Here is a 25,330-nt window from a genome sequence, read left to right on the forward strand (position 1 = left end):
GGGGGGGGTGAGTGTCAGCGGGCGGCCTGTGCGTCGGCGGGTCTCGCCGGGGCCGCGGCGGCCGGGCGGGTCGGGCCGCGCAGCTGGGTGGTGACGCGGGCCAGCCTGCCGCCCTGGAAGACGGCCGCCGCCAGGGTTTCGCGGCTCGGCAGCGGCCCGTCGGCAGCGGTGTGCGAGATCCCGTACGGGTTCCCGCCCGCCGTGGTGATCGACGGGTCCGTGTAGCCGGGGGGCACGATGACCGCTCCCCAGTGGTGCATGGCGTTGTAGAAGGCGAGCAGCGCGGATTCGCTGCCGCTGTGCGGGTGGGAGGTCGTGACGAATCCGGTGGCCGCCTTGCCGTCGAGCCTTCCCGACGCGCGCAGCGGCTCGCACTCCTCGATGAACTGCAGAAGCAGCGGCGAGACGGTCCCGATCCGTGCGTGCGCTCCCATGGCGACCGCGTCCGCCCACTCCACGTCCGCCGGGGTCGCGCCGCGGCTTCCCCAGTGCCTCGACGCGCCGACCGGGAGCAGCCTGACCTCGGCGCCCGCCGCCATGGCGCCCTCGGCGAGCGCGGCGGCCAGCGCGCGGGTGGCGCCCTCGCGCGGATCGCAGATGACCGCGATCCGCCCCGGACCGCCGGCCGGCGGGTCGTCGCGGCCCGCCGCCATCCGCGCGGCGGCCCGGCTGACCCGCACCCCGAGCGTCTGCGCGGCCCACAAGGGCGCGGCGCCGACCGCCCCTTCCTGGTCCGAGGGCGCGCAGACCCCGTAGGGGTTGGCGCCCGCGGCGGTGAACGCCTCGTCGGTGGTCCCGGCCGACAGGATCAGCGCGCCCCAGTGGTACATGCTCTGGTAGAGCGCCAGCAGGGTGGTCTCGCGCCCGCCGTGCGGGCTGTTGGAGGTGGTGATCGCGGTGACCACCCGGTCGGCGAGCGCGCCCTCGCGCCACAGCGCCGAGGCCGACTCGATGAACCGCTTGAGCGGGGACGAGATGTTGCCGTAGTAGGTGGGGGTGCCCAGCACCACCCCGTCCGCCCAGCGCAGGTCCTCGGGGGCGGCCACCGGGATCCCGTGCAGATCGGCCCGCTCCCCGCCCTGCGGGTCCCCCGGCACGCGCAGCAGGCGCACATGTGCGCCGCCCGTACCCGCACCGGCGGCTGCCGCCTGCGCGAGCGCGTGGACGGTTCCCTTCCTGCTGTAGTAGATGACGGCGATATTGGGCGCCCTGCGCATGATTCCCCGCCCTATGGCGATTCCGCGAGCCGGAAACCCACCGCGTAGTGGGACCGGTCGTACAGTCCGTGCCGGCGCCGGCAGCGCGCCAGATCTCCCCGGCGGGTGAAGCTGCCGCCCCGGACGATCCGGTAGCTGCTGAACGACCGCAGCCGCTCGTCGGCGGACTGCATGCCCGCCGGGTAGGCGACGAGGTCGTCGGCGATCAACTCGCCGCCCGGGTAGGGCCGGTAGTCGTCCGCCGTGTACTCCTCGACGTTCCCGGCCAGGTCGAGCACGCCGAAGGGCGACCGGCCCGCCGGGTAGATGCCGACCGGGGTGGTGGACAGCGGCCCGGCCTCCGAGGTGTTCGCGGCGTCCTCGCGGAAGGTGTCGCCCCACGGGTATTCGCGGGCCTCGCCGCCGGTCGCCGCGTACTCCCACTCGGCCTCGGTCGGCAGCCGGAAGGCGCGGCCGGTCCTGGCCGCCAGCCAGTCCGCGTAGGCGTCGGCGGCCAGCGGCGGGACCGTCCACACCGGGTGGTTGGCGAGCTGGTCCGGATAGCAGCCGAAGTGCCAGGAGGTGGGCAGCCACCGGGCGCGGGTGTCCTCCAGGAAGCGGCGGTATTCGAGGTTCGTCACCGGATAGCGCATGATCCGGAAGGCGCCGATCTCCACGTCGTGGGCCGGGCACTCCTTCCTGAGGTACGCCTCCTGGAGCCCGGAGTCCGACCACTGCCGCAGGACGTGGCCGATGCGCTCCTCCGCGAGCCCGATACGCACCCGCGCCGCCGGGATGTCCACCATGGCCGGGTCCTCGGGCCGTACCCGGGGATCCCCCGCGAGGCCGCACAGGGACGCGGCCATGTACCGCCGCCCGAACGGCGACCCGGGGTCCTCCGCGATCCGGGCGAGGCCGTCGGGGGACTCGCCCAGCAGCTCGGCCGCGTGCCCGCCGAGGTCCTCGGGCGACGAGCGCCCCTGGAACCACGGCGGCAGCCGCATGGCCTGCCGGTCGCCGATCATGTCCAGGTTGACGGCCATCGGCTCCCCGCTCGCGACCGTCACGGCGCCACCTCTTCGACCAGCCGGAAGCCGATGGCGTAGATCTTCCGGTCGAACCAGCCGTGGCGTCTGGCGCAGCGGGCCAGGTCCCCGAAGCGGGTGAAGCTGCCGCCGCGCGCCACCCGGTAGCTGCCGGTGGCGGTGAGGTCGTCGGCCACGTCGGCGCCGCCGGGGTAGGCCGCGTAGTCGTCGGCGACGAATTCCTCGACATTGCCGGCCATGTCGTCGGCGCCGAAGGGCGACCGGCCCGCCGGGTAGATGCCGACCGGGGTGGTGGTCAGCGGCCCTTCCTCGACCGTGTTCGCGTGGTCGCTGCGGAAGTCCGGCCCCCACGGGAATTCGCGGTCCGCCCCGCCTCCGCCGGCCGCGTACTCCCACTCGGCCTCGGTCGGGAGCCGGAAGGGGCGGCCGGTGCGCGCGGCCAGCCAGCCGGCGTAGGCGTCGGCGTGCTCAGGGCGCACCGTCCAGACCGGGTGGTTGGCGCGGTGGACGGGGTAGCAGCCCAGCTCCCAGGAGGTGGGCAGCGCGTCCAGGCCGGTGTCCTCGAGGAACACCCGGTATTCCAGGTTGGTCACCGGGTAGCGCATGATCCGGAAGGCCCCGATGGCGACCCGGTGGCGGGGGGTCTCCTTGCGGATCCAGGACTCCAGCACACCGACGTCGGCCCACTGGCGCACCACCTCCGCCACCCGCTCCGGCGGCAGCCCGATCTCGCACCGCGCCGCCGGGACCGGGACCGTCTCCGGGTCGCCCGGCCGGATACGGGGGTCGCCGGTGAGCGCCAGCAGCGAGCCCGCGGCATAGCGGCGGGCGAACTTCTGGTTCTCGTCGGCGCACACCGCGGCGAGGTCGGCGGGCGGCAGCGCGAACAGGTCGGCGTGGCCGGCGAACACGTCGTGCGGCACTCGTTCCACGAGCGAGTCGGGCAGCCCCATCGCCTGCCGGTCGTTCAGCCGGTTGGGATCCTTGACGATCGGTAGGGGCCGCCCGGACGGAGCGGTCACGCGGGCTCCCCCGGTATCTCGTAGACGTTGCTGTCGTAGGAGCCGGCCAGGAACAGCCCGCGGTCCGCGTCGTAGGCGAGCGAGGAGATGCCGGACGTGGTCGGCCGGTCCTCGACGACCCACTCCTGGCTCCGGCTGTCGTAGATCTTGACGTGGCCGTGGTAGGAGCCGGTCGCGATCAGCCGTCCCGAGGTGTCGGCGGCGACGCACTTGATCGAGTTGGGGTGGGTGGTGGGCACCACGCGCGAGGTGAAGTCGGGCTCCCACAGGCGCAGCTGGAGGTCGCGGCCCACGCTGGCGAAGCGTCCCCCGTCCAGGCCGACGCAGCCGTTGGCGATCCGGTCGTGCGCGGCCTCGATCCGGTGCACCAGCTTCAGCGTCCGCGCGTCGTGCCAGGCCACACCGGTGTCGGCGCAGACGGAGAAGAGCAGGTCGCCGGAGGCCGCGACGCCCTTCACCGCGTTCGGGTGCAGCGGTATGTCGACCACGTGGTGCAGCTCGCCGTCCGCGTCGAGCCGGAAGACCAGGCCCTCGCCGGTGTAGGCGCCGATCAGCACGTGGGCCACGCCGTCGATCTCGAAGCGGGCGCCGCAGTTGAGCGGGGAGCGGTGCTGGTGCAGGACCCGGCCGGTCCCGGCGTCGAGCACCTTGCCGAGCTGGCCGCCGGTCACCGTCAGGGTCGCGCTCACCGGGGTGAGGAAGTTGCACAGGCTGCCCATCCGGGCCTGCTCCACGCCGTCCCTGGCCACGATGCCGGCGTCGCCCACGGTGTAGACGCTGCCGCCGTGCGCGACGACCGCGTTGACGCCCGGGGTGGGGGCCACCTCGCTGGTGCTCCACTCGCCGCTGGAGTAGTCGAAGGAGCGGTAGGAAGCGCCGAAGGTGCCGAAGACCAGGACGGTGCCGGCCGCGAAGGCGCAGGAGCGGGGCCACACGTCGTCGGGGATCTCGGACTGGCCGACCTTGCGCAGGTCGCCGCCGGAGGTCTCCCACAGCAGCAGCTTGCGGTCGTAGCTGAGGCTGACCAGCAGATTGCGCCCGCTGCCGAGGACCAGGCGCTTGATGCCGGCGTCGTGTCCCTGGACCGCGGTGCGCTCCTCGCCGCGGATCACGATGATCTGGCCCTCGTCGTTGCCGGCGTAGATCGTGCCGTCGCCGTCGATGACGATCGTGTCGGTCTCGACGCCGCCGAGGTCGATGTCCTCCAGCAGCTCGCCCGTGTCGGAGGACCAGCGCTTCACGGTGCCGTCGTCGCTCGACGTGACGAGCTGCGACCCGTCCGCCGACCAGTCCACCGAGATGACGTCGGCGGTGTGGCCCGCGCAGGAGTGGACGAGATTCCCGCTGAAGTCGTAGACCCGCAGGCGGTGGTCGCGCGAGGCGGTGGCGACCAGTTCCCTGGTCGGGTGGAACGCCGACATCTCCACGTCGTCGACCTGGTCGTTCAGGACCGCGCGCAGGCGCAGGTCGGGCACCGACCACAGGCGCGCGGTGTAGTCGCTCGACGACGTCACCAGTAAGGTGCCGTCGGGGCTGAAAGCGCACTGGTTCGCCAAGTGGTCGTGCAGCACGCGGTTCACCGGGCGGTCGGTGCTCTGATCCCACAGGATCACCTGGTTGTCATAGCCGGCGCTCGCTATGTACTTGTCCTCATAGGCGGCGATTCCGCTGATCGGACTCTTGTGCTCGATCACGGTCCAGGCTCCTCGTCAGTCAATTTCGATGGAATGGCCGGCGTGCATGACTTTGGCCTTGAGGTACTTGCGATTCGAATCGGTGACATGCACACCGGTGAGCCGCTGACTGTGGACGACGACGCCGTTCTCGCGTAACTGCCGGATTTTTTCCGGATTGTTCGAGAGAATCTCGATCTCTTTGAGGCCCAGCGCGACAAGCATCTGCGCCGCAGAGGAATAGGTGCGCTGGTCGTCCAGGAAGTTCAGCGCCCGGTTCGCCTCGAAGGTGTCCATGCCGGTGTCCTGCAGCGCGTAGGCGTCCAGCTTGTTGTACAGCCCGATGTCGCGCCCCTCCTGGCGGAGGTAGAGCAGGATGCCGCCTCTCTCGTGCATCAGGAGCAGGGCCTCGCGCAACTGCGGACCGCAGTCGCAACGGGCCGATCCGAGCACGTCGCCGGTCAGGCACTCCGAGTGCAGCCGGACGATCGGGACGGCCTGCGACAAGGCGTCGCCGAACACCACGAGAAGGTGTTCGCGGCCGTCGGCGAGCCCGTCGAAAGTGATGATCTCGGTCACTGCGAACTCGCCGTCGGCGACCTGGAGCGGAACACTCACCCTGGCACGAATACGGGGAGGCCCTGGCTGGTTTTCAGCCGCCTGCTCGGGTACGTGAATTCCGTTGAGCGAGTGGGAAGAACGGTTATCTAATGACATCCCCCGCCACCTGAAGTCGGCTACTCGTCTAGCCGGAACCATTGTGACGCTGGTTGCGGCATTCGAATGCCGCAGGTCCGACTTGATCCAGGCGACACCCTGTCGCAGCAACGCGGACGTGTCAAGGGTGCCCAGCACAATCGCTTTGGGATGATCTTGAATTCCGAACTCGGTGCTTTGCCATTCACAGAGCACCCGCCGCGCAAAGAGTTCAGAACCGGCCACGGCGTGGATTATCAGCCACAACGGCGGGATGGAATTCAAGATTCCGAAGCGGTGTCCGGGCCGCCGGGAGGAGCGATTCGGCTGCTCAGAGCCGTCGGGACGGCGGGTCGGGCCGGACGCCCGCCGCGCGGGGAGGGCCGCGCGACAGGCGGAGAATCAGTCTCTGTGGCCCGTAATCGCGATGATGATGCCGAGTCCGATCATGGAAAGGCCGCCTATCGCGCCGACGAGGGCGAGGCGCCTGGGCGAACGCGCGAACCAGCTGCGCGCGGTCGCGGCCGCCAGTCCCCACACACTGTCGGAGACCACGGCGATGACATTGAAGACCAGACCGAGCACCAGCATCTGCACGGCGATGTGCCCGTGGTGGCGGTCGACGAACTGCGGCAGCACCGCGGCGAAGAACACGATGGTCTTGGGGTTGGCCACACCGACGGCGAACCCCTCCCACAGGGTGCGGGCGCCGCCGTAGGCGGGTCCTTCACCGCTGAACGAGGCCTGGAGCGCGCCGCGCTGGCGCATCGCCTTGACACCGAGGTAGACCAGATACGCGGCGCCCAGGAGCTTGAGCACCGTGAAGACGAGTTCGGAACGTTCCACGACCGTGCCGACGCCGAGTGCGACGGCGATGACGAGCAGATAGGCCCCCAGGGTATTGCCTGCGACGGTGGTCAGCGCGGCCCGGCGTCCCTGCGCCAGGGCTCGCCCGACCACGAACAGCACGCTCGGGCCGGGGATCACGATCAGCAGGAACGACACGGCCGCGAATGCCAGTAAGCGGTCTGTAGACAACATGAGCCACATACAAGCACGCACGCCCCTGGGACGTCAGAGATTTCCGGCACGCGGCCCGAAATACGATCAACGCGGCGCCGCGCGTACGCACCGCGCCGCATCGCCGCCGGTCACGGCGGGTGCCGCGGTCTCCGGCAGGCGGCTGAGGCGGCGCGTCCGTTCCGGCCGGGCCTCCGCGCCCGGCCGGGGCGGGCCGCCGCCGGGCCGTTTTGCGGCGCGGCACCGGATTCCGGGACGATAGCCCGCATGGCCTCATCGAAACAGTTTGAGCCCGCGTCCGGGACCCGGGATTTCCTCGCAGCAGAGTACGAGAAGCGTGAGCACGCCTTCGCCACGATCCGCGGCGTGTTCGCCCGCTACGGCCTCCAGCCGCTCCAGACCCCCGCGTTCGAGCGCTTGGACGTGCTCGCCGGCAAGTACGGCGACGAAGGCGACAAGCTGATCTTCAAGATCCTGCGCCGCGGGGAGCACGAAGCCAGCGGCGAGGCCGACCTCGCGCTGCGCTACGACCTCACCGTGCCGCTGGCCCGCGCGGTGGCCGCGTACGGCAGCCAGCTCCCCACGCCGTACAAGCGCTACACCATCGCCCCGGTGTGGCGGGCCGACCGCCCCGGCAAGGGCCGCTTCCGCGAGTTCGTCCAGTGCGACCTGGACATCGTGGGCTCCTCCTCGCCGCTGTGCGACGCCGAGATCGTGCTCGCCCTGCACGACGCGCTGGACTCGCTCGGGGTGCCGGAGTTCCGTTTCCTGCTGAACTCCCGGCAGGTGCTGTTCGGGCTGCTGGAGGCCTACGACGTCCCGGCGGAGCTGGGTTCCGGCGTCCTCATCACGCTCGACAAGCTGGACAAGCTCTCGCCCGAGGCGGTCGTCGCCGAACTGGTCGCCGGCCGCGGCCTGGCGGCCGATGTGGCCCAGGGCCTGGTGGACGACCTCACCGCGCCGGACGCCGCCGAGAGGATCAGGGAAGGGCTCAAGGCGAGCGAGACCGGGCAGACGGGCCTGGCCGAGGTCGACCGCCTGCTGGCACTCACCAAGGACACGATCCCCGCCGCGCGCATCGCCTTCACCCCGAATCTGGTCCGCGGCCTGGACTACTACACCGGCATCATCTTCGAGGTCGTCGCGCCCGGCGTGCCCGGGTCGATCGCGTCGGGGGGCCGCTACGACGGCCTGATCGGGCGGCTCGGCGGAAAGGACTCGCCGGCCTGCGGCGGCTCGCTCGGCATCGAGCGCATCCTGCCGCTGCTCGACCAGGGCGCGGAGGCGGACTACGCGCAGATCGACGTGGCCGTGACCGTCATGGACGAGGATCTGGCCGCCGAGAGCTTCCGGCTGGCCGACCGCGTCCGCCAGGCCGGGATCCGCACCGGCGTCTACCTCGGGTCGAGCCGGAAGTTCGCCAGCCAGATGAAGTGGGCCAGTGGCCAGGGAGCCCGCTTCTGCCTCATTTACGGAGCCGCGGAGCACGCCGACGGCGCGGTCACCGTGCGGGACATGGTCAGCGGTGAGCAGACCAGGGTCGCGTTCGACGAAGCCGCCGCGGACATCGCCCGGCGGTTCGCACCGGCCGGCTGACCCGCACCGGGACACCCCGTTCCGCTGCCGGCCCGTCCCGGGACAAACGGATGGGAACGCAAGGCGATCGGATCTTCGAGATCGCCGCGGAGCGGGGGTTTCCCGATCCCCGGCCGAGTTTCGGGGACTCCCTGTGCGAATGGGGGAGCACGGGTGTCCGCGACTTCTCCGCGATGATGCGCGGCAGTATCACGCGCCCCCGGGAGAACAGCGGACACCGGCGCAACGCAAGGAGCGGCGAAGTGGAGTCCGGCGCCGCGGACGGGATCTTGTCCGCCGAATGCGGCCCGGCCGCATCGAGGCACCGATGCCCCCCGGCGTCCGTGAGAAGACCGACACGGCCCTGCTTTATCCGGACGCGTGGCGTCCGTTGTTCCGGAGGCACGACTTCCGCCCGGTCGCACCGGCGAAAGGCCCTCGCCAATCCGCCCTCGCAGGGGCCGGACAGCCGCACGGGGGCCTTCCGGGCGTCTTACGGCGGGGGCGGTCGGGGGTGGCGTCAGCAGTCGGCCGGGGGGCCAGAAAATATGGCCGATTCCCGCTGGCGCGCCACGGAACCATTGAGATGATTTCCCGGTGAGGAACACGTACCGGCACCACGACCGATACGATCAAGCTCTCCGGCACGGCTTTCGCTTCACCAAAGGGATGACCCCTGGGTTTTTTGAAGGATTGCCGGCACGTATCCCCGTCCGCCCCCTGGGGGGCGCTTTTTCATGATCCTGCCGAACAGCGGCGGGCTACGCTGCCCCCGCTGTCTGGTGTGTACACCCCGTTATGACGGTCCCCGTACTACTCGTCCACTGCGCGCGGCATGAAATCCGCCATGTCCGACACCGGATACGAATGCCCGATCGACCGTCTCGGGTGGCCGGAATGCGACACCAGATCCAGCGAAAGCAGTTTGTCGGGCTGCTCGGGCGCCTCGATCGACGGATCGCAGGCAAGAATCGCCTGGTGCAGGTGGCGGATTCGCGGCGACGGTTCCAGGCCGAGTTCGTCGTGCAGCACCTTGCGGAGCCGCTGGACGACGCCGAGGGCCTGGATGCGCCGGCCCGAGCGGTACAGGGCGAGCATGAACTGCGCGTGCAGGTTCTCGTGGGTCGGGTACTGGGTGGTCAGCGAACTGAGTTCGCCGAGCAGGTCGTGGTGGCGGCCCAGCCGCAGATCGGCCTCGATCCGCTGCTCCTGCACGCTGATCCGGCTCTCCTCCAGGCCGACGAGGTGGGTGCGCAGGATGGGTCCCGCGGTCACGTCGGCCAGGGCCGCGCCGTTCCACATGGTCAGCGCCTGGCCCAGCAGACGGGAGGCGCGGGCGTCGTCCTTGCTCAGGGCGGCCCGCCCGTCGCGGACCAGGTCCGCGAACACGTTGACGTCGAGCGCGTCGCACCGCACGGAGAGCAGGTATCCCCCGCCGCGGGTCTCCAGGATGCGCCGTGCCGCCTGCAGGCTGCCGATTCGCGGCACTTGCCGCAGCTTGTGCCGTAATTGCAGAATGTACGACTGCAGCGTCGACATCGCAGTATTCGGCGGGTTGTCTTCCCAGAGTTCCTCGATGCAGGTGCTCGTGGACACAACCTGATTGGCGTTCAGCAGGAGCAGCGCCAGCAGCTGGCGCTGCTTCGGAGCCGTCGGAGCGTAGAAGCGATCCTGTTCGTACACCCGGAGCGGGCCGAGTATGGCGAATTCCATGAAGGCCTGGTACCACCTTTCCAAGTGACGCAGCGTACCGGGAGAAGGGATGGTGCAGTCGGAAGCCCCAAACGCGAGCCAGGTCTATCATTTTTTGGACACAACCAGTGGGGATTTTATGCGCCACCGGAGCCGAAATCAAGCATTTCCCGCAAAATACCCGACAGTACATTAGGATCGCATCTCCCCGACAATTGCAAATTGTCGTTAAATTAATTTACGGGAGCGACACCTCTGACGGGCACGGAGTGAGTGGTCGGCCGACCTGAGAGCGGAAGTAATACCAGTACACAGCTGTGATCTGTGCCCACTCTGGTGGTTCTCGATGGTGGCTGGATCTCAGGCACCTGGAGGCGGCCGACCTGCTGCGACGGGCGAAACTTGCCCGCCTACCCTTTGCAGAGCATACTGTTCCACAGATACGGGACAGATTGTTCCAGACATCTTCCTTCCCGCGGCTCACTGTCAGGAGTTCCCTCGTGACCGATCGAACCGTCCGGCCGGGGGTCATGCCCCTCCCGGGCGACACTGCTCAGGCCTCCTCCTCCCGCAAGGGGCTGGCTCTCACCCTGATCGCACTGGCCCAGATGATGGTCGTGCTGGACGTCTCGGTCGTGAACGTGGCCCTGCCGTCCATCCAGGGGGCGCTCGGCTTCTCCGCGTCGAACCTGGAATGGGTCGTCAACGCGTACGCCCTGACCTTCGGCGGCCTGCTGCTGCTCGGCGGGCGGATCGCCGACAAGTACGGCCAGCGCAGGACCTTCATGGCCGGCGCCGCCCTGCTCACCGTCTCCTCGCTGCTGGGCGGTCTCGCCCAGGACCAGGCGTGGCTGCTGAGCGCCCGCGCCGCCCAGGGCGTGTCGGGCGCGCTCATCGCCCCGGCCGCCCTCGCCCTGCTCACCAGCACCTTCGCCGAGGGCGCCGAGCGCAACAAGGCGATGGGCGTCTACGGCGCGGTCTCCGGTATCGGCGGCGCGCTGGGCAATGTGCTCGGCGGCGTCTTCACCGACGAACTCAGCTGGCGCTGGGTGCTGTTCATCAACGTCCCGATCGGCGCCTTCGTGCTGGCGGCCGCCACCCGGGCCTTCCGCGAGTCCCGTCCGGCCGGCGGCCGGCTGGACCTGCCGGGCGCCCTGTCGGTGACGGCCGGCATGTCGCTGGTCGTGTACGGGCTGATCAACGCGGCCAGCCACTCGTGGGGCAGCACCGGCACCGTCGTGCCGCTGGCCGTCGGCGGCGCGCTGCTGATCGCCTTCCTGCTGATCGAGGCCCGCTCCGCCTCCCCGCTGCTGCCGCTGCGGATCTTCCGCAACGGCAACCGGTCCAGCGCCTACGCCATCATGCTCGCGGTCGGCTCCGCGCTGATCGTGCTGTTCTACTTCCTGACCCTGTACATCCAGATCGTGCTGCGGTTCAGCCCGCTCAAGACCGGATTCGCCTTCCTCACCTTCGCGGTGGGCGCGGCGGTCTTCGCCACGCTGAGCAGCGCCGTGGTGGCCCGGGTCGGTCCGCGGCTGCTGCTGAGCGTGGGCACGCTGGTGTCCGCGGGCGGCATGTTCTGGCTGTCCCGCATCGACGCCGACAGCGCGTACTTCGGGTCCCTGTTCGGCCCGCTGCTGATCGCGGGCAGCGGTATCGGGCTGTGCTTCGTGCCGCTGACACTCGCGGCGGTGGCCGGGATCAGGGGCGAGGAGACCGGTATCTCCTCGGCACTGCTCAACGCCAGCCAGCAGGTGGGCGGCGCGCTCGGCCTCGCGGTGCTCGGCACGGTCGCCGCGACCGCGACCCGGCACCGGATGGAGAAGCTGCTGCCCGGCAGCGGGGGCGCCGGCAGCAAGAGCAGCGGCCCGGTCCCACCGCAGGTCCAGCACGCCGTCAACGACTCACTGGCGCACGGCTACAGCATCGGATTCCTGATCGCCGGCTTCGTCCTCATCGGGGCCGCGGTCATCGCGGCCACCGTGATCCGGGTCTCGTCCGAGGACGCGGCACGTACCGACGTCGCCGTCTGATCACCCGCTAGGAGACACTGATGAGCACCGACACCCGATACGACACGCAGTCCAAGCTGGACTTCGCCATGATGTACGCCGCCCACGACGCCTTCCGGCGCGACGTCGCGCGGCTGATCACGGCGGCCGACGCCCGCACCGGCGACCCGGCGGCCTTCCGGCACGGCTGGGCGGACTTCGCGCGCTACCTGACCATCCACCACACCGCCGAGGACAACAGCCTGTGGCCGCCGATCAGGGCCAGGGTGGGCGGCGACGCCGGCCGGGTGGCGCTGCTGGACGCCATGGAGGCCGAGCACGCCGTGCTCGACCCGCTGATGGACTCGGTCGGCGAGCAGCTCGAAACGGGCGACACCTCCCGGCTGCGGGCGACCCTGGAGGAGCTGGCGGCGGCGCTCACCGCGCACCTGGCGCACGAGGAGACCGAGGGCCTGCCGCTGGTGGACGCGGTCCTGACCGAGCAGGAGTGGGACGCCTTCGGCCAGGAGCAGCGGCGCACCATCGGCCTGCGGGGCGCCGCCCACTTCTTCCCCTGGATGCTGGAGGGCGCGTCGCCCCAGGTGGAGCAGCGGGTGCTGGCCATCGTCCCGCCGCCGGTCAGGTTCCTTTACCGTAGGCAATGGCGCCCCAGGTACGACAGGAAGTCACCGTGGGGGCCGTCCTCCCGCGCCTGAGGCACTGGCGCGGGGGCGGGAACGGATCGGAGTCGAGATGCCCACGTCAACCGGGGCGGGAGAATTCTCCAGCGCCCCGCAGCGCGGACCGGATCCGCGGGCGGCACGCAGCCGCGCCGCGGCGCTGGGCGCCGCGCAGCAGCTCCTGGTGGAGCAGGGCTGGTCGGCCGTGACGCATGTCGCCGTCGCCGCGCGCAGCGGGGTCGGGCGCACCACGCTCTACCGGCACTGGCCCGACGCGGCCGAGCTGATCAGGGACGTCATCGCGCAGCGGATAGCGGGGGCGCACACCACGCCGACCGGCGAGCTGCGCGATGACCTGGTGCAGGAGCTCGAGGGCCTGCGCGCCCTGCTGCACGACCCGGTCAGCGAGACCGGCCTGCGGGCGGTCATCGAGCGGGCCGGCGCCGACCCGGTGTTCACCGAGCTGAAGGAGTCGCTGTACCGCAACGGCTCGCAGGTCTTCCGCCTGGTGATCGACGACGCCAAATTCCGCGGCGAGCTGCCGGCGCACCTGGAGACCGACCGGGCGATCGACGAACTCGCCGGGCCGCTGGTGTACCGCAGGCTGCTGGCCGGCCGCACCTTCGACGCCGGCTACGTCGAGCTGGTCGTCGACGATTTCCTGGCCGCGCACGCGGTCCAGTGAGCCGCGGCGCCGCGGCGGTGAACCGCGGCCCCGCGGCACCCGGCCCGTGAGCCGCGGCGCCGCCCGCCGCGACCGGTGAAGCGGAGAGGGCCGGCCCGCCCCGATACGGGGTGGACCGGCCCTCTCCGCGCGCCGCGGCGGGACGCCCGGCGCTCAGCGGAAGGCGTGGGCGTGCTCGGTCGCCCATTGCCGGAACGTACGGCCGGGGGCGCCGAGCGCCTGCTCCACCCCGGGGAAGACCCGGCCGCGGAAGTCGTCGCCGGACTCCAGGGCGGTACGCAGCGCCTTGACCACGCCGTCCGCGGTCTCCTGCGAGTAGCGGGCGGCCAGCACGGCGTGGTGCTCCTCCAGGGAGATCTGCTCGAACCGCAGCGGGCGGCCCAGCACCTCCCCCAGTACCGCGACCTGCTGGCGTGTCGTCAGCGCCTCGGGGCCGGTCAGCGCGTAGGCCACGCCCTCGTGCCCGTCGGTGGTCAGGGCGCGCACCGCCACGTCCGCGATGTCCTCGGGCGCGACGAGGGCCTCGGCCAGGTCGGCGATCGGGCTGCGCACCACCGACTCGCCGCGGACGCCGGGCGCCCAGCCCAGCGCGTGCGTCATGAAGCCGTTCGGCCGCAGGATCGTCCAGCCGACCGCGGACTCGGTCAGCGCCCGCTCGGCCATCCGGTGCCAGCGGCCCAGCGGGGTGTCGTTCTCCTCGTCGACCTCCTCGACGCCCAGCGTGGACAGCTGCACGATGTGCGTGACGCCCGCCTGCTGCGCCGCGGCCACCAGGTGGGCGTCATGGCTGCTCTTGTTGTGGCCGAGCGACATCAGGAAGACCTTGTTCACCCCCTCGAGGGCGGCGGGCAGGGTGGCGGGGTCGCCGAGGTCGGCGGCCACCACGTCCACGCCCTCGGGCAGCCGGGCCCGCGACGGGTCGCGGGTCAGCGCCCGTACCTTGTGGCCGGCCGCGTACAGCCGGGTCAGCACCTTGCCGCCGATGTTGCCCGTTGCTCCGGTCACCAGAAACATGGTCATCCCTCCTCGTCGGTGGGGCGCCGCGGTCCGCGGGCGCCCGGGGTCACTCGGGCCGGTCGAGCACGGTACGCAGCGCGGCCTCCAGGCCGCCGGCCTCGTGGTGGTCCTGCGCCCGCCAGGCGATGAAGCGGTCCGGGCGGACCAGGGCGGCGCCGGCCGGCGTGACGCCGTACGCCTTCTCCCAGCCGTCGAGCCGGTGCACCGGCAGGTCGATGCCGAGCAGGGCCGCGGCCTCGGCGCCGGCCCGCCGCCACTGCTCGCCCTCGGGTCCTGTGCCGGCCAGCAGCACGAAGGAGCGGCCGAAGAGCGCGGTGGTGGACGGCACGCCGGCCGTGTCGAGCGGGACGTAGGGGGCGCGCGAGCCGGGCCGGCCGGTCGGGGCGGTCGGGTCCTCCAGCAGTTCCCCCGCCTCGCCGGGCTCGGGCACGACGGCGCCGCCGGCGTAGCGGTAGCCGAAGACCTGGGTGACCGGGTGGACGGGGGCCACGGCGGTGCTCGCGTCGAGGTCGGGGCCGAGCCGCTCGACGGTGTTGGTGTACTGCTGCTCGGCGATCATCTCCGAGACCGGCCGGCGCTCGGCGTCGTGGCTGTCCAGCAGCCGCGGGCCCGCCTGCCCCTTGACCACCATGGCCAGCTTCCAGGCCAGGTAGAAGCCGTCCATGACGGCGGTGTTGCCGCCGAGGCCGCCGGGCGCCGGCACCACCTTGGCCGCGTCGCCGATCAGATGGACCCGCCCCTGGCTGAAGCGGTCGGCGACCTCGCAGACGATCGTGGTCTCGCCGGTGCCGACGACCGTCATCTTCAGGTCGGGGATGCCGATCCCGGTGCGCACCAGTTCCTCGCACTGCCCGGTCGTCCAGTCCGTGTAGTCCGGCTGGTCGTCGGACATGCCGCGGATGTAGCCGTACCGGCCGGGCACGTCGGTGGTGTAGAACACGCCGGGCACCGGGTCGAGCAGGTGGAACAGGGCGAACCGGCCGCCTTCTGCGACGTCGCCCTCCAGGCCGGACACCGCGGCGCGCATGTCGGCGTCGAAGAACACCCGGAAGACGTTGCCGAGGAACCCCCGGCCGTGCATGGCGATGCCGAGCGCCGTGCGGACCGGGCTGTGCCGGCCGTCGGCGCCGACCAGATAGCGGGTGCGTACGGTGCGGCGGGAGCCGTCGGCGCGGTCGTGCAGCACGGCGGTGATCCCGTCCTGGTCCTCCTCGAAGGACACCAGCTCGGTGCCGAAGCGGAGCCGGGCGCCCAGCTCGGCGGCCCGCGCGGCGAGGATCTCCTCGGTGCGCTCCTGGCTGGCCATCGCCCAGTCCTCGGGCGAGACATGGCTCATGCTCATCTCGCCCTCGGTCATGATGCCGCGCAGCACCGGCCCCGACAGGGTCTTGGCCAGCGCCATGTAGAACTCGCCGGTGCCACCGGGCGACGCGGCGGTGATCGCGTCGGCGACCCCGCCGACCCGCAGCGCCTCCATGGTGTGCGGGTACTGGCCGCGGGCCTTCATCACCACCGAGGTGCCGGGGTGCTTCTCCACCAGCAGCGGCCGCACGCCGTACAGGCCGAGGAACAGCGCGGTGGTCAGGCCGGACAGGCCGCCGCCGGCGATGAGGACAGGTACCTCCTCCACCTCGCCTGACTCCTGGTCACGGGCATCTTCCGGATCCGACACGGCGGCGCCTCCCGGGGCTCGCGGGCTGGTTGGTCGTGCCGCCAGCTTGCGCACCGCTCTTGGTGGGGCGCTCGGGCCTCGCTGCTGCCCGGCCCGTATCCCGGTGTCGGCCCGGTAGCCCCGGCCGTCTCCCTTCCCCGGCCCCTGCCGGGTCTCACCGCCGCCCCACCCCGCCATCAGCGGGCGGTACGAGGGTGGTTGCCGCACCACGCAGCACAGTTGGCACCCGTCCCCTCACGCAGAGACAAGGAGCCGTCGTGTTCGTCTTCGTCAACAAGCTGACTCTCACCGGCGCGGCCGAGGACCTGGAGCGGATCTACGCCCATGTCGCCGAGTTCATGCGGACCCGGCCCGGCCTGATCCGGTACCAGCTCGTCCGTTCGCAGAACGACCCCGGCATCTACTTCAACGTCGCCGAGTGGGAGAGCCAGGAGACCTTCGACAAGGCGCTGGCCGAGCCGGAGTTCCGGCGCCGGCTCAAGGCGCTGGGCACCGTCATCAAGGGCGAACCGCATATGAGCGATGTCGTCGAGGAAGGCGTGGCCGAGCCCGTCGGGGGTGTGCGATGACGCAGACCGAGACCGAGACCGTACCGGTGACCGCGACGCCGGTCGGCGCGCAGACCTACGCCGAGATCGTCCAGTTCTACTCCCACCACATGCAGCTGCTCGACAACGCCGAGGCCGAGGAGTGGGCCGACGGCTTCACCGAGGACGGCGTCTTCGCGCAGAACGTCAAGCCGGCGCCGACCAGCGGCCGGTCCACCATCGCCGCCTCGATGCGGCGCGGGGTGGACCGGCTCAAGAACCGCAACGTGGTGCGCCGGCACTGGCTGAGCATGGTCGTCGCCGACCAGGTCGACGCGGCCCAGGTGCACACCCGCTACTACGCGGTGGTCTTCGAGACCCCGGTCGGCGGCAAGGCGTCGGTCTATCTGAGCACGACCGGCAAGGACGTCCTGGTCCGCGAGGACGGCCGCTGGCGGATCAAGTACCGCGAGATCAACCACGACGGTGCCTGAGGCCGCCCGCCCGGCCGGCACCGTCCCCGGCGCGGTCCGCTCGCCGTACGCCGACGGCGTGCTCTACGGCGAGGTGGAGCGCTTCTACGCCCGGCAGGTGCACCTCCTCGGCGAGGGCGACCTGGACCGGTGGGCGCTGACCTTCACCGAGGACGCGCTCTTCGAGCAGGAGGCGCAGGCGGGCCGGGTGTGGACCGGGAACGCCCCGTCCGAGCGCCGCGGGCGGGCGGCGATCGTCGCCGCGGCCCGCGGCGCGGTCGCCGCCCGCCGGGAGGCCGCGGCCGTCCGGCGCTACCTGATCGGGATGCTGGACCTCGCCCCGGCCGCCGACGGCTCGGTCCGCACCCGCTACCGGGCGGTGCTGCTCCAGACGCCCAGGGGCGGTACGCCCGAGGTCTATCTGAGCACCACCGGGCAGGACGTGCTGGTCCGGCAGGACGGCGACTGGCGGGTGCGGCACCGCATCAACTCCCACGACAACGCACCGGCGGGCAGCGCCGGTGCGCCGACACGGAAGGACCACACCCATGGCTGACCTGACCCGCGAGCGGGTGGACGCCGCGTACGGAGCCCTCATGACCGGCGACCGGGACAAGATCCTGGAGTTCTGGGACGAGAACCTGCGCTTCGAGATGCCCGGACACCACCAGTTCTCCGGCTGGTACAACGGCCTCGACGACTACCTGAGCAAGATGTCCAAGCTCGGCGAGGCGCACGGCGGCCGGTTCAGCGCGACGACCAAGCACGTGCTGATCCTGCCGGAGGCCGGCGTCTCCATCGACATCTACGAGCTGGACGGCTACCGGCCGGGCGCAGAGGAGGGCACCACCTCCCCCTACGACCGGCTCCAGGTGCAGGGCGTGCACATGCTGCGCTGGGAGAACGGCCGGATCGTCGAGGGCCGCAGCGCGCTGTTCGGGGACGGGGTGCCCCGCGCCGACATGTGGTGGTCCCCGGTGACCTCCGCCGGCGAGCGCATCGAGCTGTGACCGGCGACGCGCTGCGGGACCGCTCGGTCGTCGTGACGGGCGGGGGCACCGGCATCGGCCGGGCCACCGCCCTGGCCTTCGCCGACGAGGGCGCCCGGGTTCTGGTGGTCGGCCGCAGCGCGGACCGGCTGGCCGGGACGGCCGGCCTGCACCCGGCCATCAGGGCCTGCCCGGCCGACATCTCCGCCGCGGGCGCCGAGGACCTGATCGTGGACGCCGCGGTCCGCGAACTCGGCGGCATCGACGTCCTGGTGAACAACGCGGTCACCATGAATTCCGCGCCGCTGGGCCGGATCGGGCGGGACATCACCCGCGCCCAGGTGGAGACCAATCTGCTGGCCCCGCTCTTCCTCACCCAGCGGGCACTGCCGCTGCTGGAGGCCGCCAAGGGCCTGGTGATCAATGTGACCACGGCCGGCAACCAGCGCGGCTGGCCCGGCCATTCGGTGTACGGCGCCACGAAGGCGGGGCTGGACTTCTTCACCCGCACCTGGGCGCTGGAGCTGGCGCCGCGCGGCATCCGGGTGGCAGGGGTGTCGCCGGGGCCGGTGGAGACCCCGATCGGCGAGCACTCCGGGCTCGACGCCGCCGCGGTCGCGGTGATGCGCGACCGGCAGCGCGCCCGGGTGCCGCTGGGCCGGGTGGGCCAGCCGGAGGAGGTCGCCTGGTGGCTGGTGAACCTCGCGCGTCCCGAGGCGTCCTTCGCCACCGGGCTGATCGTGGCGGTGGACGGCGGTGCCGGAATCGTCTTCTGAGCCCCCGAGTGCCTGAACCCCTGAGCAGCCCATGAGCACCGACCCGACCGACCGGCCCCCCGCGGACCGTCCGACCAGGGAGCACTGCATGGAATTCGGTATCAACTTCTTCCCCACCGTGGGCCCGGACGACAAACCGGCCGCCACGTACTTCGAGGAGGCGCTGTGGCTGGCCGAGCTGGCCGAGGACCTCGGGTTCGACCATGTCAAAACCGTTGAGCACTACTTCTTCAAGTACGGCGGCTACAGCCCGGACCCGGTGACCTTCCTGGCCGCGGTGGCCGCCAGGACCCGGCGGATCAAGCTGGTGACGGGCGCGGTGATCCCGGCGTTCACCCACCCGCTCAAGCTCGCGGGCAAGCTGGCGATGCTGGACAACATCTCCAAGGGGCGGCTCCAGGTGGGCTTCGGCCGGGCCTTCCTGCCCGACGAGTTCGACGCCTTCGAGCTGTCCATGGACGAGAGCCGGCCGCGGTTCGCCGAGGGCCTGCGGGCCTGCCAGCGGCTGTGGGCGGAGGAGGACGTGGTCTGGGAGGGCGAGTTCTACAGGTTCGGCCCGGTGACGCTGCTGCCGCGCCCGTACCAGCGTCCGCACCCGCGGATCCTGGTGGCCGCGGCGATCACGCCTTCGTCGTGCGAGCAGGCGGGCCGTGACGGCCACGGGCTGCTGCTGGTGCCGTCGATCTCCAAGCGCGAGAAGGTCCAGGAGATGCTGACGCTGTACCGCAAGGCGTACGCCGAGGCCGGGCACCCGGCGGGCGGCGACGAGGTGCACATGAGCTACAACTGCTACCTCAGCGAGGACGCCGACGAGGCCCGCGCCAAGGGCAAGGAGTATTCGCAGCGCACCAACTCCGTGATGGTCGACGCGGTGGCGGCCTGGGGCAAGCGGCGCAGCGAGGGGTACGAGGGCTACGACCGGATCGTCGACAAGATCGCCAAGGCGGACTTCGACCGGTCGCTGTCGGAGAACAAGGTCCTGGTCGGTACGCCCGCCGAGGTCACCGAGCGGCTGCGGACGATCCGCGAGTGGTACGGGGACGTCACCGTCAGCCTCCAGGTGATCTCGGGCAATCCGCCGCTGGAGGAGTCGGTGCGCACCCTGCGGCTGTTCGCCGAGCAGGTGCTGCCGCACTTCCGCGGCGCGGCCTGACCCCCGCAGAAAAAGAAGCGCCACCAGCAGCGGCCCCCGGCTTCACGCCGGGGGCCGCTGCGGTGTGCGCTGCACGCCGTCCGCCGGTGTCGTGCGAGCGGCGGGCGCGGGTACGGGCTCAGCTCGCGGCGACCTGGGGCACCATCGCGGCCACCGTGCGGGCGGCCACCGCGGCCACGGTGAGGGCCGGCGGCACCCCGCCTGAGGAGCCGTGCAGCAGCGAGCTGTCCACCACGTACAGGCCCGGGTGGCCGTGCACACCGCCGTCGTGGCCGGTGACCAGGCCGAGCGGGACACCGCCGACCACATTGCCGCCGGTCGTGCCGACCCGGGCGAAGGCGGTGCTGCTGCCGGGGTTGGCGGCGTCGAGCCGGTCCAGGGTGTCCTGGACGGCCTTGGCCATCACGGTCACCCGCGGGTCGTCGACCGGCCAGCTGAGCACCACGTCGTCCTTGTCCCGGTCGAACCGGAAGCTGCCCAGCGCGGGCGACGGGCAGGCGCCGATGGTGGTGATCCAGCCCTGGCCGGCCGGGGCGTCCACCCAGGGGAAGTTGAGCAGGGACACCGGCGCGTGCGGGTTGTCCTCCCAGTCCTGCACGAGGATCGCCGAGGGGCCGCCCTGGGCCGGGTTGTTCTCCGGCATGCCGGTGCGGGCGGTGATCACCTCGCTGTTGCCGACCTTGGTGCCGAGCGCGTCCGACAGGCCCGGCAGTTCCCCGGTGGCCCGGGCGCGCATGAGCAGCCGGGTGGTGCCGAGGGTGCCGGCGGCCAGCACCAGGGTGCGGGCGCGCACCTCGTGCCGGGCCAGTACGGTGCCGCGCTCGTCGATCTCCTCGTAGGACACGGCGTAGCCGCCGACGCCGTCCTGGCGGATGGCGGTGACGGAGCTGAGCGGGCGCACCTCGGCCAGCCCGGTGGCCTCGGCCCTGGCGAGCAGCGTGACGTCGACGCTGCGCTGGGCGCCGCTGTTGACGCCGAAGAGGTTGAGGCCGGCCACCTCGGCGGCGACCCGCCGCCCGGCCATCTCCTCGCGCACCACGTCCCAGTCCACGGCCAGGTCGATCAGCCGGTACGGGATGCCGGCCCGGTCCAGCTGCTCGGCGAAGGAACGGGCCGAGCGGTAGAAGTCGGAGGCGTAGATGTCCTCGGGGATGGGGCTGCACCCGATGAGTTCGCGGGCGTGCGGGTACCAGCGGGTGGTCATCTCGGTGTGGTCGAGCACATCGCCGAAGGCCTGCCGGAACAGTTCGGGCGACGGTTCGACCATGGTGGCGTTGCTGAGCAGGGACGCACCGCCGACACCGGCCGCGGCGATCATGGTCAGTCCCTCGCCGTCCAGCGACTCCAGGACGCCGGTGTAGACGTCCAGCTTCTGGTCGGTGAGCGGCGAGCGCTCGCTGAGCCAGGCGGCGCGGCCGTCCAGATTCCGCTGGGTGGCGAAGGTGTCGCCCTGCGGGGTGACCGGCCAGCGCCGGCCGCGTTCCAGCACGAGGGTGCGCACGCCCGCCTCGGCGAGCTTCAGCGCGGCGATGGCTCCGGCGTATCCGCTGCCTATGACGAGGGCGTCGGTACGGTGCTGCTGGTCTTCCACGGGTCGGCCTCCAGGAGTTCTGTGGAACGTTCGGACGTACGGGTCGTGCCGCGGGGGGGAGCGGTGCGGCCGGTGCCGCGCGGCGGTCAGCCCGGCGACCGCAGGGCGCGGTCCAGGAGCCGGGCGGCGTTGCGGGCCAGCGGGACGTCGGCCTCGGACGCGACCAGGCCGTGCTCGACGATGAGCCGGCCCACCCGGTTGGCGATCAGCGCGAACCGGAAGCCGGCGAAGAGTTCGTACCAGTGCAGGTGGGCGCCGACCGGGCGGCCGGTGCCGGCCTCGTAGCGCGCCACGGTCTCGGACCTGCCGGGCAGTCCCGGCAGGCGGGTGGCGCCGACGCCTTCGCTGAGGTGCCGGTCGAACCACAGGTACCAGCCGAGGTCCGCCTCGCCGGGGCCGAGGAAGGCCATCTCCCAGTCCAGGACCGCCGCCGCCCCGGTGCCGGCGAACAGGATGTTCCCCAGCCGGGCGTCGCCCCAGACCAGTTGGCGGGCGGGCGGCTGCGGCGGCAGGCCCGCGCGCAGCACGCCGAGCGCCTCGACGGCCGCGCCGGTGCCGGGACCGGCGAAGTGGTCCAGGTGCCGCTCGTAGAAGTCGAGCTGCGCGGTCAGCCCGGCGGGGGCGCGCAGCCCGCCGAGGCCGAGGGCGTACGGGTCGAGCCGGTGCAGCCGCTCCAGGACGCCGACGCCGCTCCACCACACGGCGGCCTGCCCGGCGGGCGGCGAGTCGTGCAGCGGCCCGCCGCGGTGGTACGACGGCAGGTCGGACGGCACCCAGCCGGGGACGTGGGTCATCGCGTAGAAGGGGGCGCCCAGCAGGCCGGGGTCGGCCTCGTAGCCCAGGACGGCGGGCACGGGCACATCGGTGCCGGCCAGCGCCCGCAGGATCGTGTACTCGTCGTCCAGGTGGGAGACCGGCATCACCCGGTAGCGGATCGGGGCGACCCGGACCACGAACCGGCGCAGCCGCGGGATGCCGCGCTCGGTCCAGTCGGCGTGCACCAGCAGGCTCTCGTGCGAGAAGCCGAGGCCCTGCGGGAGGTCGACCACGATCCGCAGATCCGTGGCGTACGGCAGCCGGTCGGAGAGCCAGCCGGTGAGGCGCTTGCGGGTGAGTTCGAGGTCGCGTTGCAGGGGTACGGGCATGGGCCGGCTCCTCGGCGGACGTGAACGGACCTGCGGCGGTCGGGGGAGGGCGCGGGCCGCGTGGGGCGGGCCGCACCGGTGATCGTCGCCCAGCGCGCTGGGGACCTGCTGGGGCCGCGATGACGCGGCCGGGTACCGGCGCGGCCCCTGCGGCCCTTCACTGCACGCCCACCGGCTCCCCAAGTCCGGCTGCCAGCATCGGCGTCGGGCCGGCCGCACGTCGCGAGCCGGCCGCGAAGCCACGAAGAACCCGCCGCGAACCCACCATGCATCCCCAGGCAGGAGGCCGGAGATGGGCATGGCACCACCCGTCGGCACCCATGTGGAGCCGCAGTTGTTCCGGCAGGTGCTCGGCCATGTGCCGACCACCGTCACGGTGGTCACCGCGGCGACCGGCGACGGTCCCGCGGGCCTGGTCGTCGGATCGTTCGTCTCGGTCTCCCTCGAACCCCCGCTGATCGGGGTGTTCATCGACGAGCGGTCGGCGAGCTGGCCGCCGATGAGCAGCGCCGGCTCGTTCACGGTGAATGTCCTCGCCCACGACCAGCAGGAGTTGTGCGCCCGCTTCGCCCGCAGCGGCGACGACAAGTTCACCGACCTCACGTGGTGGGAGTCGCCGCACGGCAATCCGGTGCTGCCGGGGACCACGGCGTGGCTGGACTGCCTGGTGCAGCAGATCCAGAAGCTGGGCGACCACTTCTTCGCGGTGGCGGAGGTGGTCGGTCTCGGGGTCGCCGGGGCCGTCCCGCCGATGGTGTTCCACCGCGGCGCGCTGCGCACCGTCACCGGCCTCGCCCCGCACCCCCACCCGAATCCCGGAAAGGACCACTCATGACCACCGCACAGACGCAACCCCCCGCCGAGGGCCGGGTCGCACTGATCACCGGCGCCACCAGCGGCATCGGCCTGGCCATCGCGCACACCCTCGGCAGCGCCGGCATCCGGGTCTTCCTCACCGCCCGCACCGCCGAGAACGTCGAGGCGACCGTGAAGGCGCTGGACGCGGCCGGCATCACCGCCGACGGCGTCGCCGCCGACGTCCGCAAGGCGGAGGACGTCAGCCGCGCGGTGGCCGCGTGCGTGGACCGGTTCGGGCCGCTGGACATCCTGGTCAACAACGCCGGCCGCAGCGGCGGCGGGGTGACCTCGCAGATCACCGACGAGCTGTGGTTCGACGTGATCGACACCAATCTGCACAGCGTGTTCCGGATGACCAGGGAGGCGCTGACCGCCGGCGGTCTGGGCTCCAAGCCGTCCGGCCGGATCATCAACATCGCCTCCACGGGCGGCAAGCAGGGCGTCGTGCTCGGCGCACCCTACTCCGCGTCCAAGCACGCCGTGGTGGGCTTCACCAAGGCGCTCGGCCTGGAACTGGCGCAGTCCCGCAGCGGCATCACGGTGAACGCGGTCTGCCCCGGCTACGTGGAGACGCCGATGGCCCAGCGGGTCCGCGACGGCTACGCGGCGGCCTGGGAGACCACCGCCGACGACGTGCTCACCCGCTTCAACGCCAAGATCCCGCTGGGCCGTTACAGCGCGCCAGAGGAAGTGGCGGGCATGGTCGGCTACCTGGTCTCCGACACCGCGGCCCCGATCACCGCGCAGGCCATCAACGTCTGCGGCGGCCTGGGCAACTACTGACCCCGCCCGCCCCCGCCCCTGACCGCCGACACCGGAGGGATCCCCATGGCAACCGTGCACCACACACAGCACACCGTCACCGTCGCCGCACCGGCCGACACCGCCTACGACCTCATCGCCGACGCCGCGAACTGGCCCCGGGTCTTCCCGCCTTCGGTGCACGTCGAGCAGACCCCGCTCGGCGGCGGCGAGGAGACCATCCGGATCTGGGCGACCGCCAACGACGAGGTCAAGAACTGGACGTCACGGCGCAGGCTCGACCCCGCCGCGCGGACCGTCACCTTCCGCCAGCAGGTCTCGCAGCCGCCGGTGGCGTCGATGGGCGGCACCTGGACCATCCGGCCGCTGTCGGCGGCGTCCTGCGAGGTGGTGCTGGACCACGACTTCACCGCGGTGGGCGACACCCCGCAGAACGTGGCGTGGATCGGGCAGGCCGTCGACCGCAACAGCGGCGCCGAGCTGGAGCGGCTGCGGGCCACGGCCGAACAGACGGCCCTGATGCCGGAGTTGTCGCTCACCTTCGACGACGAGGTGACGATCCAGGGCTCGGCCGCCGACGTGCACGACTTCATCTGGCAGGCCGGGGCGTGGGAGGAGCGGCTGCCGCACGTCAAGCGGGTGGTGCTGACCGAACCCGGCGAGGGGATGCAGACACTGGAGATGGACACCCTCGCCAAGGACGGTTCGCAGCACACCACCAAGTCGGTGCGGGTGAGCTTCCGGCCCGGCCGGATCGTCTACAAGCAGCTGCTCGTCCCCGCGCTGCTCACCGTGCACACCGGCGAGTGGATCCTGCGCGACACCCCGGCCGGCCTGTCGGCGACCTCCCGGCACACCATCGTGGTGAACCCGGACGCGGTCACCCGCGTGCTGGGGGCGAAGGCGACCGTCGCCGACGCCCGCGACTTCGTCCGCACCGCGCTGGGCACCAACAGCCTGGCCACGCTGGGCCACGCCAAGCGCTACGCCGAGGAGCGGGCCGGGCTGTCGAAGGTCGGCTGACCAGGGGCGCCCGCGCGACGAGGGCGGTACCTCCGCTGACCCCGGAGGTGCCGCCCTCGGCCGTGCCC

The 25,330-nt window shown here is 71.9% G+C and carries 24 protein-coding genes; 13 read left to right on the forward strand and 11 right to left on the reverse strand.

What is annotated here, in order from left to right; all coding sequences use genetic code 11:
* Positions 1-14: 14 nt before the first annotated feature.
* The 6 genes from OHA86_RS03200 to OHA86_RS03225 all read right to left on the reverse strand — a co-directional run bounded on the left by OHA86_RS03200 (position 15) and on the right by OHA86_RS03225 (position 6,674).
* A complete protein-coding gene (locus OHA86_RS03200; protein WP_329172275.1) occupies positions 15-1,217 on the reverse strand; it encodes a flavodoxin family protein in 1,203 nt (400 codons plus the stop codon).
* An 11-nt stretch (positions 1,218-1,228) separates the two neighbouring features.
* Complete coding sequence (locus OHA86_RS03205; RefSeq protein WP_329172276.1) at positions 1,229-2,263, reverse strand: formylglycine-generating enzyme family protein; 1,035 nt, start codon at positions 2,261-2,263, stop codon at positions 1,229-1,231.
* Complete coding sequence (locus tag OHA86_RS03210) at positions 2,260-3,264, reverse strand: formylglycine-generating enzyme family protein (protein WP_329172277.1); 1,005 nt, start codon at positions 3,262-3,264, stop codon at positions 2,260-2,262. The genes OHA86_RS03205 and OHA86_RS03210 overlap by 4 nt, the downstream gene beginning before the upstream one ends.
* Positions 3,261-4,958: a WD40 repeat domain-containing protein gene (locus tag OHA86_RS03215; RefSeq protein WP_329172278.1), complete on the reverse strand. Its 1,698-nt coding sequence runs from the start codon at positions 4,956-4,958 to the stop codon at positions 3,261-3,263. The genes OHA86_RS03210 and OHA86_RS03215 overlap by 4 nt, the downstream gene beginning before the upstream one ends.
* 15 nt (positions 4,959-4,973) lie before the next feature.
* Complete coding sequence (locus OHA86_RS03220; RefSeq protein ID WP_329182195.1) at positions 4,974-5,555, reverse strand: GTP cyclohydrolase II; 582 nt, start codon at positions 5,553-5,555, stop codon at positions 4,974-4,976.
* Between the two features lie 480 nt (positions 5,556-6,035).
* Positions 6,036-6,674, reverse strand: a complete 639-nt coding sequence (locus OHA86_RS03225; RefSeq protein ID WP_329172279.1) for a LysE family translocator — start codon at positions 6,672-6,674, stop codon at positions 6,036-6,038.
* 246 nt (positions 6,675-6,920) lie between these two features.
* On the opposite strand from OHA86_RS03225, the gene hisS reads away from it, so the two are divergent.
* Complete coding sequence (gene hisS, locus OHA86_RS03230) at positions 6,921-8,249, forward strand: histidine--tRNA ligase (protein WP_329172280.1); 1,329 nt, start codon at positions 6,921-6,923, stop codon at positions 8,247-8,249.
* 792 nt (positions 8,250-9,041) lie between these two features.
* Here the strand turns inward: hisS and OHA86_RS03235 are convergent.
* Positions 9,042-9,941: an AfsR/SARP family transcriptional regulator gene (locus OHA86_RS03235; protein ID WP_329172282.1), complete on the reverse strand. Its 900-nt coding sequence runs from the start codon at positions 9,939-9,941 to the stop codon at positions 9,042-9,044.
* A gap of 479 nt (positions 9,942-10,420) precedes the next feature.
* Between OHA86_RS03235 and OHA86_RS03240 the strand changes: the two genes are divergently transcribed.
* Genes OHA86_RS03240 through OHA86_RS03250 form a run of 3 tightly spaced genes read left to right on the forward strand, consistent with a single transcriptional unit; the run spans position 10,421 to position 13,276 of the window.
* Positions 10,421-11,953: an MFS transporter gene (locus OHA86_RS03240; RefSeq protein ID WP_329172284.1), complete on the forward strand. Its 1,533-nt coding sequence runs from the start codon at positions 10,421-10,423 to the stop codon at positions 11,951-11,953.
* Between the two features lie 20 nt (positions 11,954-11,973).
* Positions 11,974-12,627, forward strand: a complete 654-nt coding sequence (locus tag OHA86_RS03245) for a hemerythrin domain-containing protein (RefSeq protein ID WP_329172286.1) — start codon at positions 11,974-11,976, stop codon at positions 12,625-12,627.
* 37 nt (positions 12,628-12,664) lie between these two features.
* Complete coding sequence (locus OHA86_RS03250) at positions 12,665-13,276, forward strand: TetR/AcrR family transcriptional regulator (RefSeq protein WP_329172287.1); 612 nt, start codon at positions 12,665-12,667, stop codon at positions 13,274-13,276.
* Between the two features lie 153 nt (positions 13,277-13,429).
* On the opposite strand, the gene OHA86_RS03255 is transcribed toward OHA86_RS03250, so the two are convergent.
* Positions 13,430-14,281 (reverse strand): NAD(P)H-binding protein, encoded by an 852-nt coding sequence (locus tag OHA86_RS03255; RefSeq protein ID WP_329172288.1) that lies wholly within the window; start codon positions 14,279-14,281, stop codon positions 13,430-13,432.
* A 58-nt stretch (positions 14,282-14,339) separates the two neighbouring features.
* Complete coding sequence (locus tag OHA86_RS03260; protein WP_329172289.1) at positions 14,340-15,923, reverse strand: FAD-dependent monooxygenase; 1,584 nt, start codon at positions 15,921-15,923, stop codon at positions 14,340-14,342.
* Positions 15,924-16,222: 299 nt separating this feature from the next.
* Between OHA86_RS03260 and OHA86_RS03265 the strand changes: the two genes are divergently transcribed.
* The 6 genes from OHA86_RS03265 to OHA86_RS03290 all read left to right on the forward strand — a co-directional run bounded on the left by OHA86_RS03265 (position 16,223) and on the right by OHA86_RS03290 (position 19,883).
* The gene (locus OHA86_RS03265) at positions 16,223-16,534 is read left to right on the forward strand and encodes an antibiotic biosynthesis monooxygenase family protein (protein WP_329172291.1); all 312 of its coding nucleotides are present in this window, start codon (positions 16,223-16,225) and stop codon (positions 16,532-16,534) included.
* Complete coding sequence (locus tag OHA86_RS03270; RefSeq protein ID WP_329172292.1) at positions 16,531-16,986, forward strand: nuclear transport factor 2 family protein; 456 nt, start codon at positions 16,531-16,533, stop codon at positions 16,984-16,986. The genes OHA86_RS03265 and OHA86_RS03270 overlap by 4 nt, the downstream gene beginning before the upstream one ends.
* Complete coding sequence (locus tag OHA86_RS03275; protein ID WP_329172293.1) at positions 16,979-17,521, forward strand: nuclear transport factor 2 family protein; 543 nt, start codon at positions 16,979-16,981, stop codon at positions 17,519-17,521. The genes OHA86_RS03270 and OHA86_RS03275 overlap by 8 nt, the downstream gene beginning before the upstream one ends.
* Positions 17,514-17,975, forward strand: coding sequence for a nuclear transport factor 2 family protein (locus OHA86_RS03280; RefSeq protein ID WP_329172294.1), 462 nt, complete (start codon positions 17,514-17,516; stop codon positions 17,973-17,975). Before OHA86_RS03275 ends, OHA86_RS03280 begins: the two co-directional genes overlap by 8 nt.
* On the forward strand, positions 17,972-18,730 hold the full coding sequence (locus OHA86_RS03285; protein WP_329172296.1) for an SDR family NAD(P)-dependent oxidoreductase: 759 nt from the start codon (positions 17,972-17,974) through the stop codon (positions 18,728-18,730). Before OHA86_RS03280 ends, OHA86_RS03285 begins: the two co-directional genes overlap by 4 nt.
* A gap of 88 nt (positions 18,731-18,818) precedes the next feature.
* Positions 18,819-19,883 carry an LLM class flavin-dependent oxidoreductase gene (locus tag OHA86_RS03290; protein WP_329172298.1) on the forward strand — a complete coding sequence of 355 codons (1,065 nt, stop codon included), beginning with the start codon at positions 18,819-18,821 and terminating at the stop codon, positions 19,881-19,883.
* Positions 19,884-20,001: 118 nt separating this feature from the next.
* On the opposite strand, the gene OHA86_RS03295 is transcribed toward OHA86_RS03290, so the two are convergent.
* Positions 20,002-21,474 (reverse strand): FAD-dependent monooxygenase, encoded by a 1,473-nt coding sequence (locus OHA86_RS03295; RefSeq protein ID WP_329172299.1) that lies wholly within the window; start codon positions 21,472-21,474, stop codon positions 20,002-20,004.
* 86 nt (positions 21,475-21,560) lie between these two features.
* Positions 21,561-22,619: a phosphotransferase family protein gene (locus OHA86_RS03300; protein ID WP_329172300.1), complete on the reverse strand. Its 1,059-nt coding sequence runs from the start codon at positions 22,617-22,619 to the stop codon at positions 21,561-21,563.
* Between the two features lie 298 nt (positions 22,620-22,917).
* Between OHA86_RS03300 and OHA86_RS03305 the strand changes: the two genes are divergently transcribed.
* Genes OHA86_RS03305 through OHA86_RS03315 form a run of 3 tightly spaced genes read left to right on the forward strand, consistent with a single transcriptional unit; the run spans position 22,918 to position 25,262 of the window.
* Positions 22,918-23,454, forward strand: coding sequence for a flavin reductase family protein (locus OHA86_RS03305; protein ID WP_329172301.1), 537 nt, complete (start codon positions 22,918-22,920; stop codon positions 23,452-23,454).
* Complete coding sequence (locus OHA86_RS03310) at positions 23,451-24,260, forward strand: SDR family NAD(P)-dependent oxidoreductase (protein ID WP_329172303.1); 810 nt, start codon at positions 23,451-23,453, stop codon at positions 24,258-24,260. The genes OHA86_RS03305 and OHA86_RS03310 overlap by 4 nt, the downstream gene beginning before the upstream one ends.
* A gap of 45 nt (positions 24,261-24,305) precedes the next feature.
* On the forward strand, positions 24,306-25,262 hold the full coding sequence (locus OHA86_RS03315) for an aromatase/cyclase (protein ID WP_329172305.1): 957 nt from the start codon (positions 24,306-24,308) through the stop codon (positions 25,260-25,262).
* The last annotated feature ends 68 nt before the right edge of the window (positions 25,263-25,330 follow it).

It is taken from the genome of Streptomyces sp. NBC_01477, from assembly GCF_036227245.1.
Lineage (GTDB): Bacteria > Actinomycetota > Actinomycetes > Streptomycetales > Streptomycetaceae > Actinacidiphila.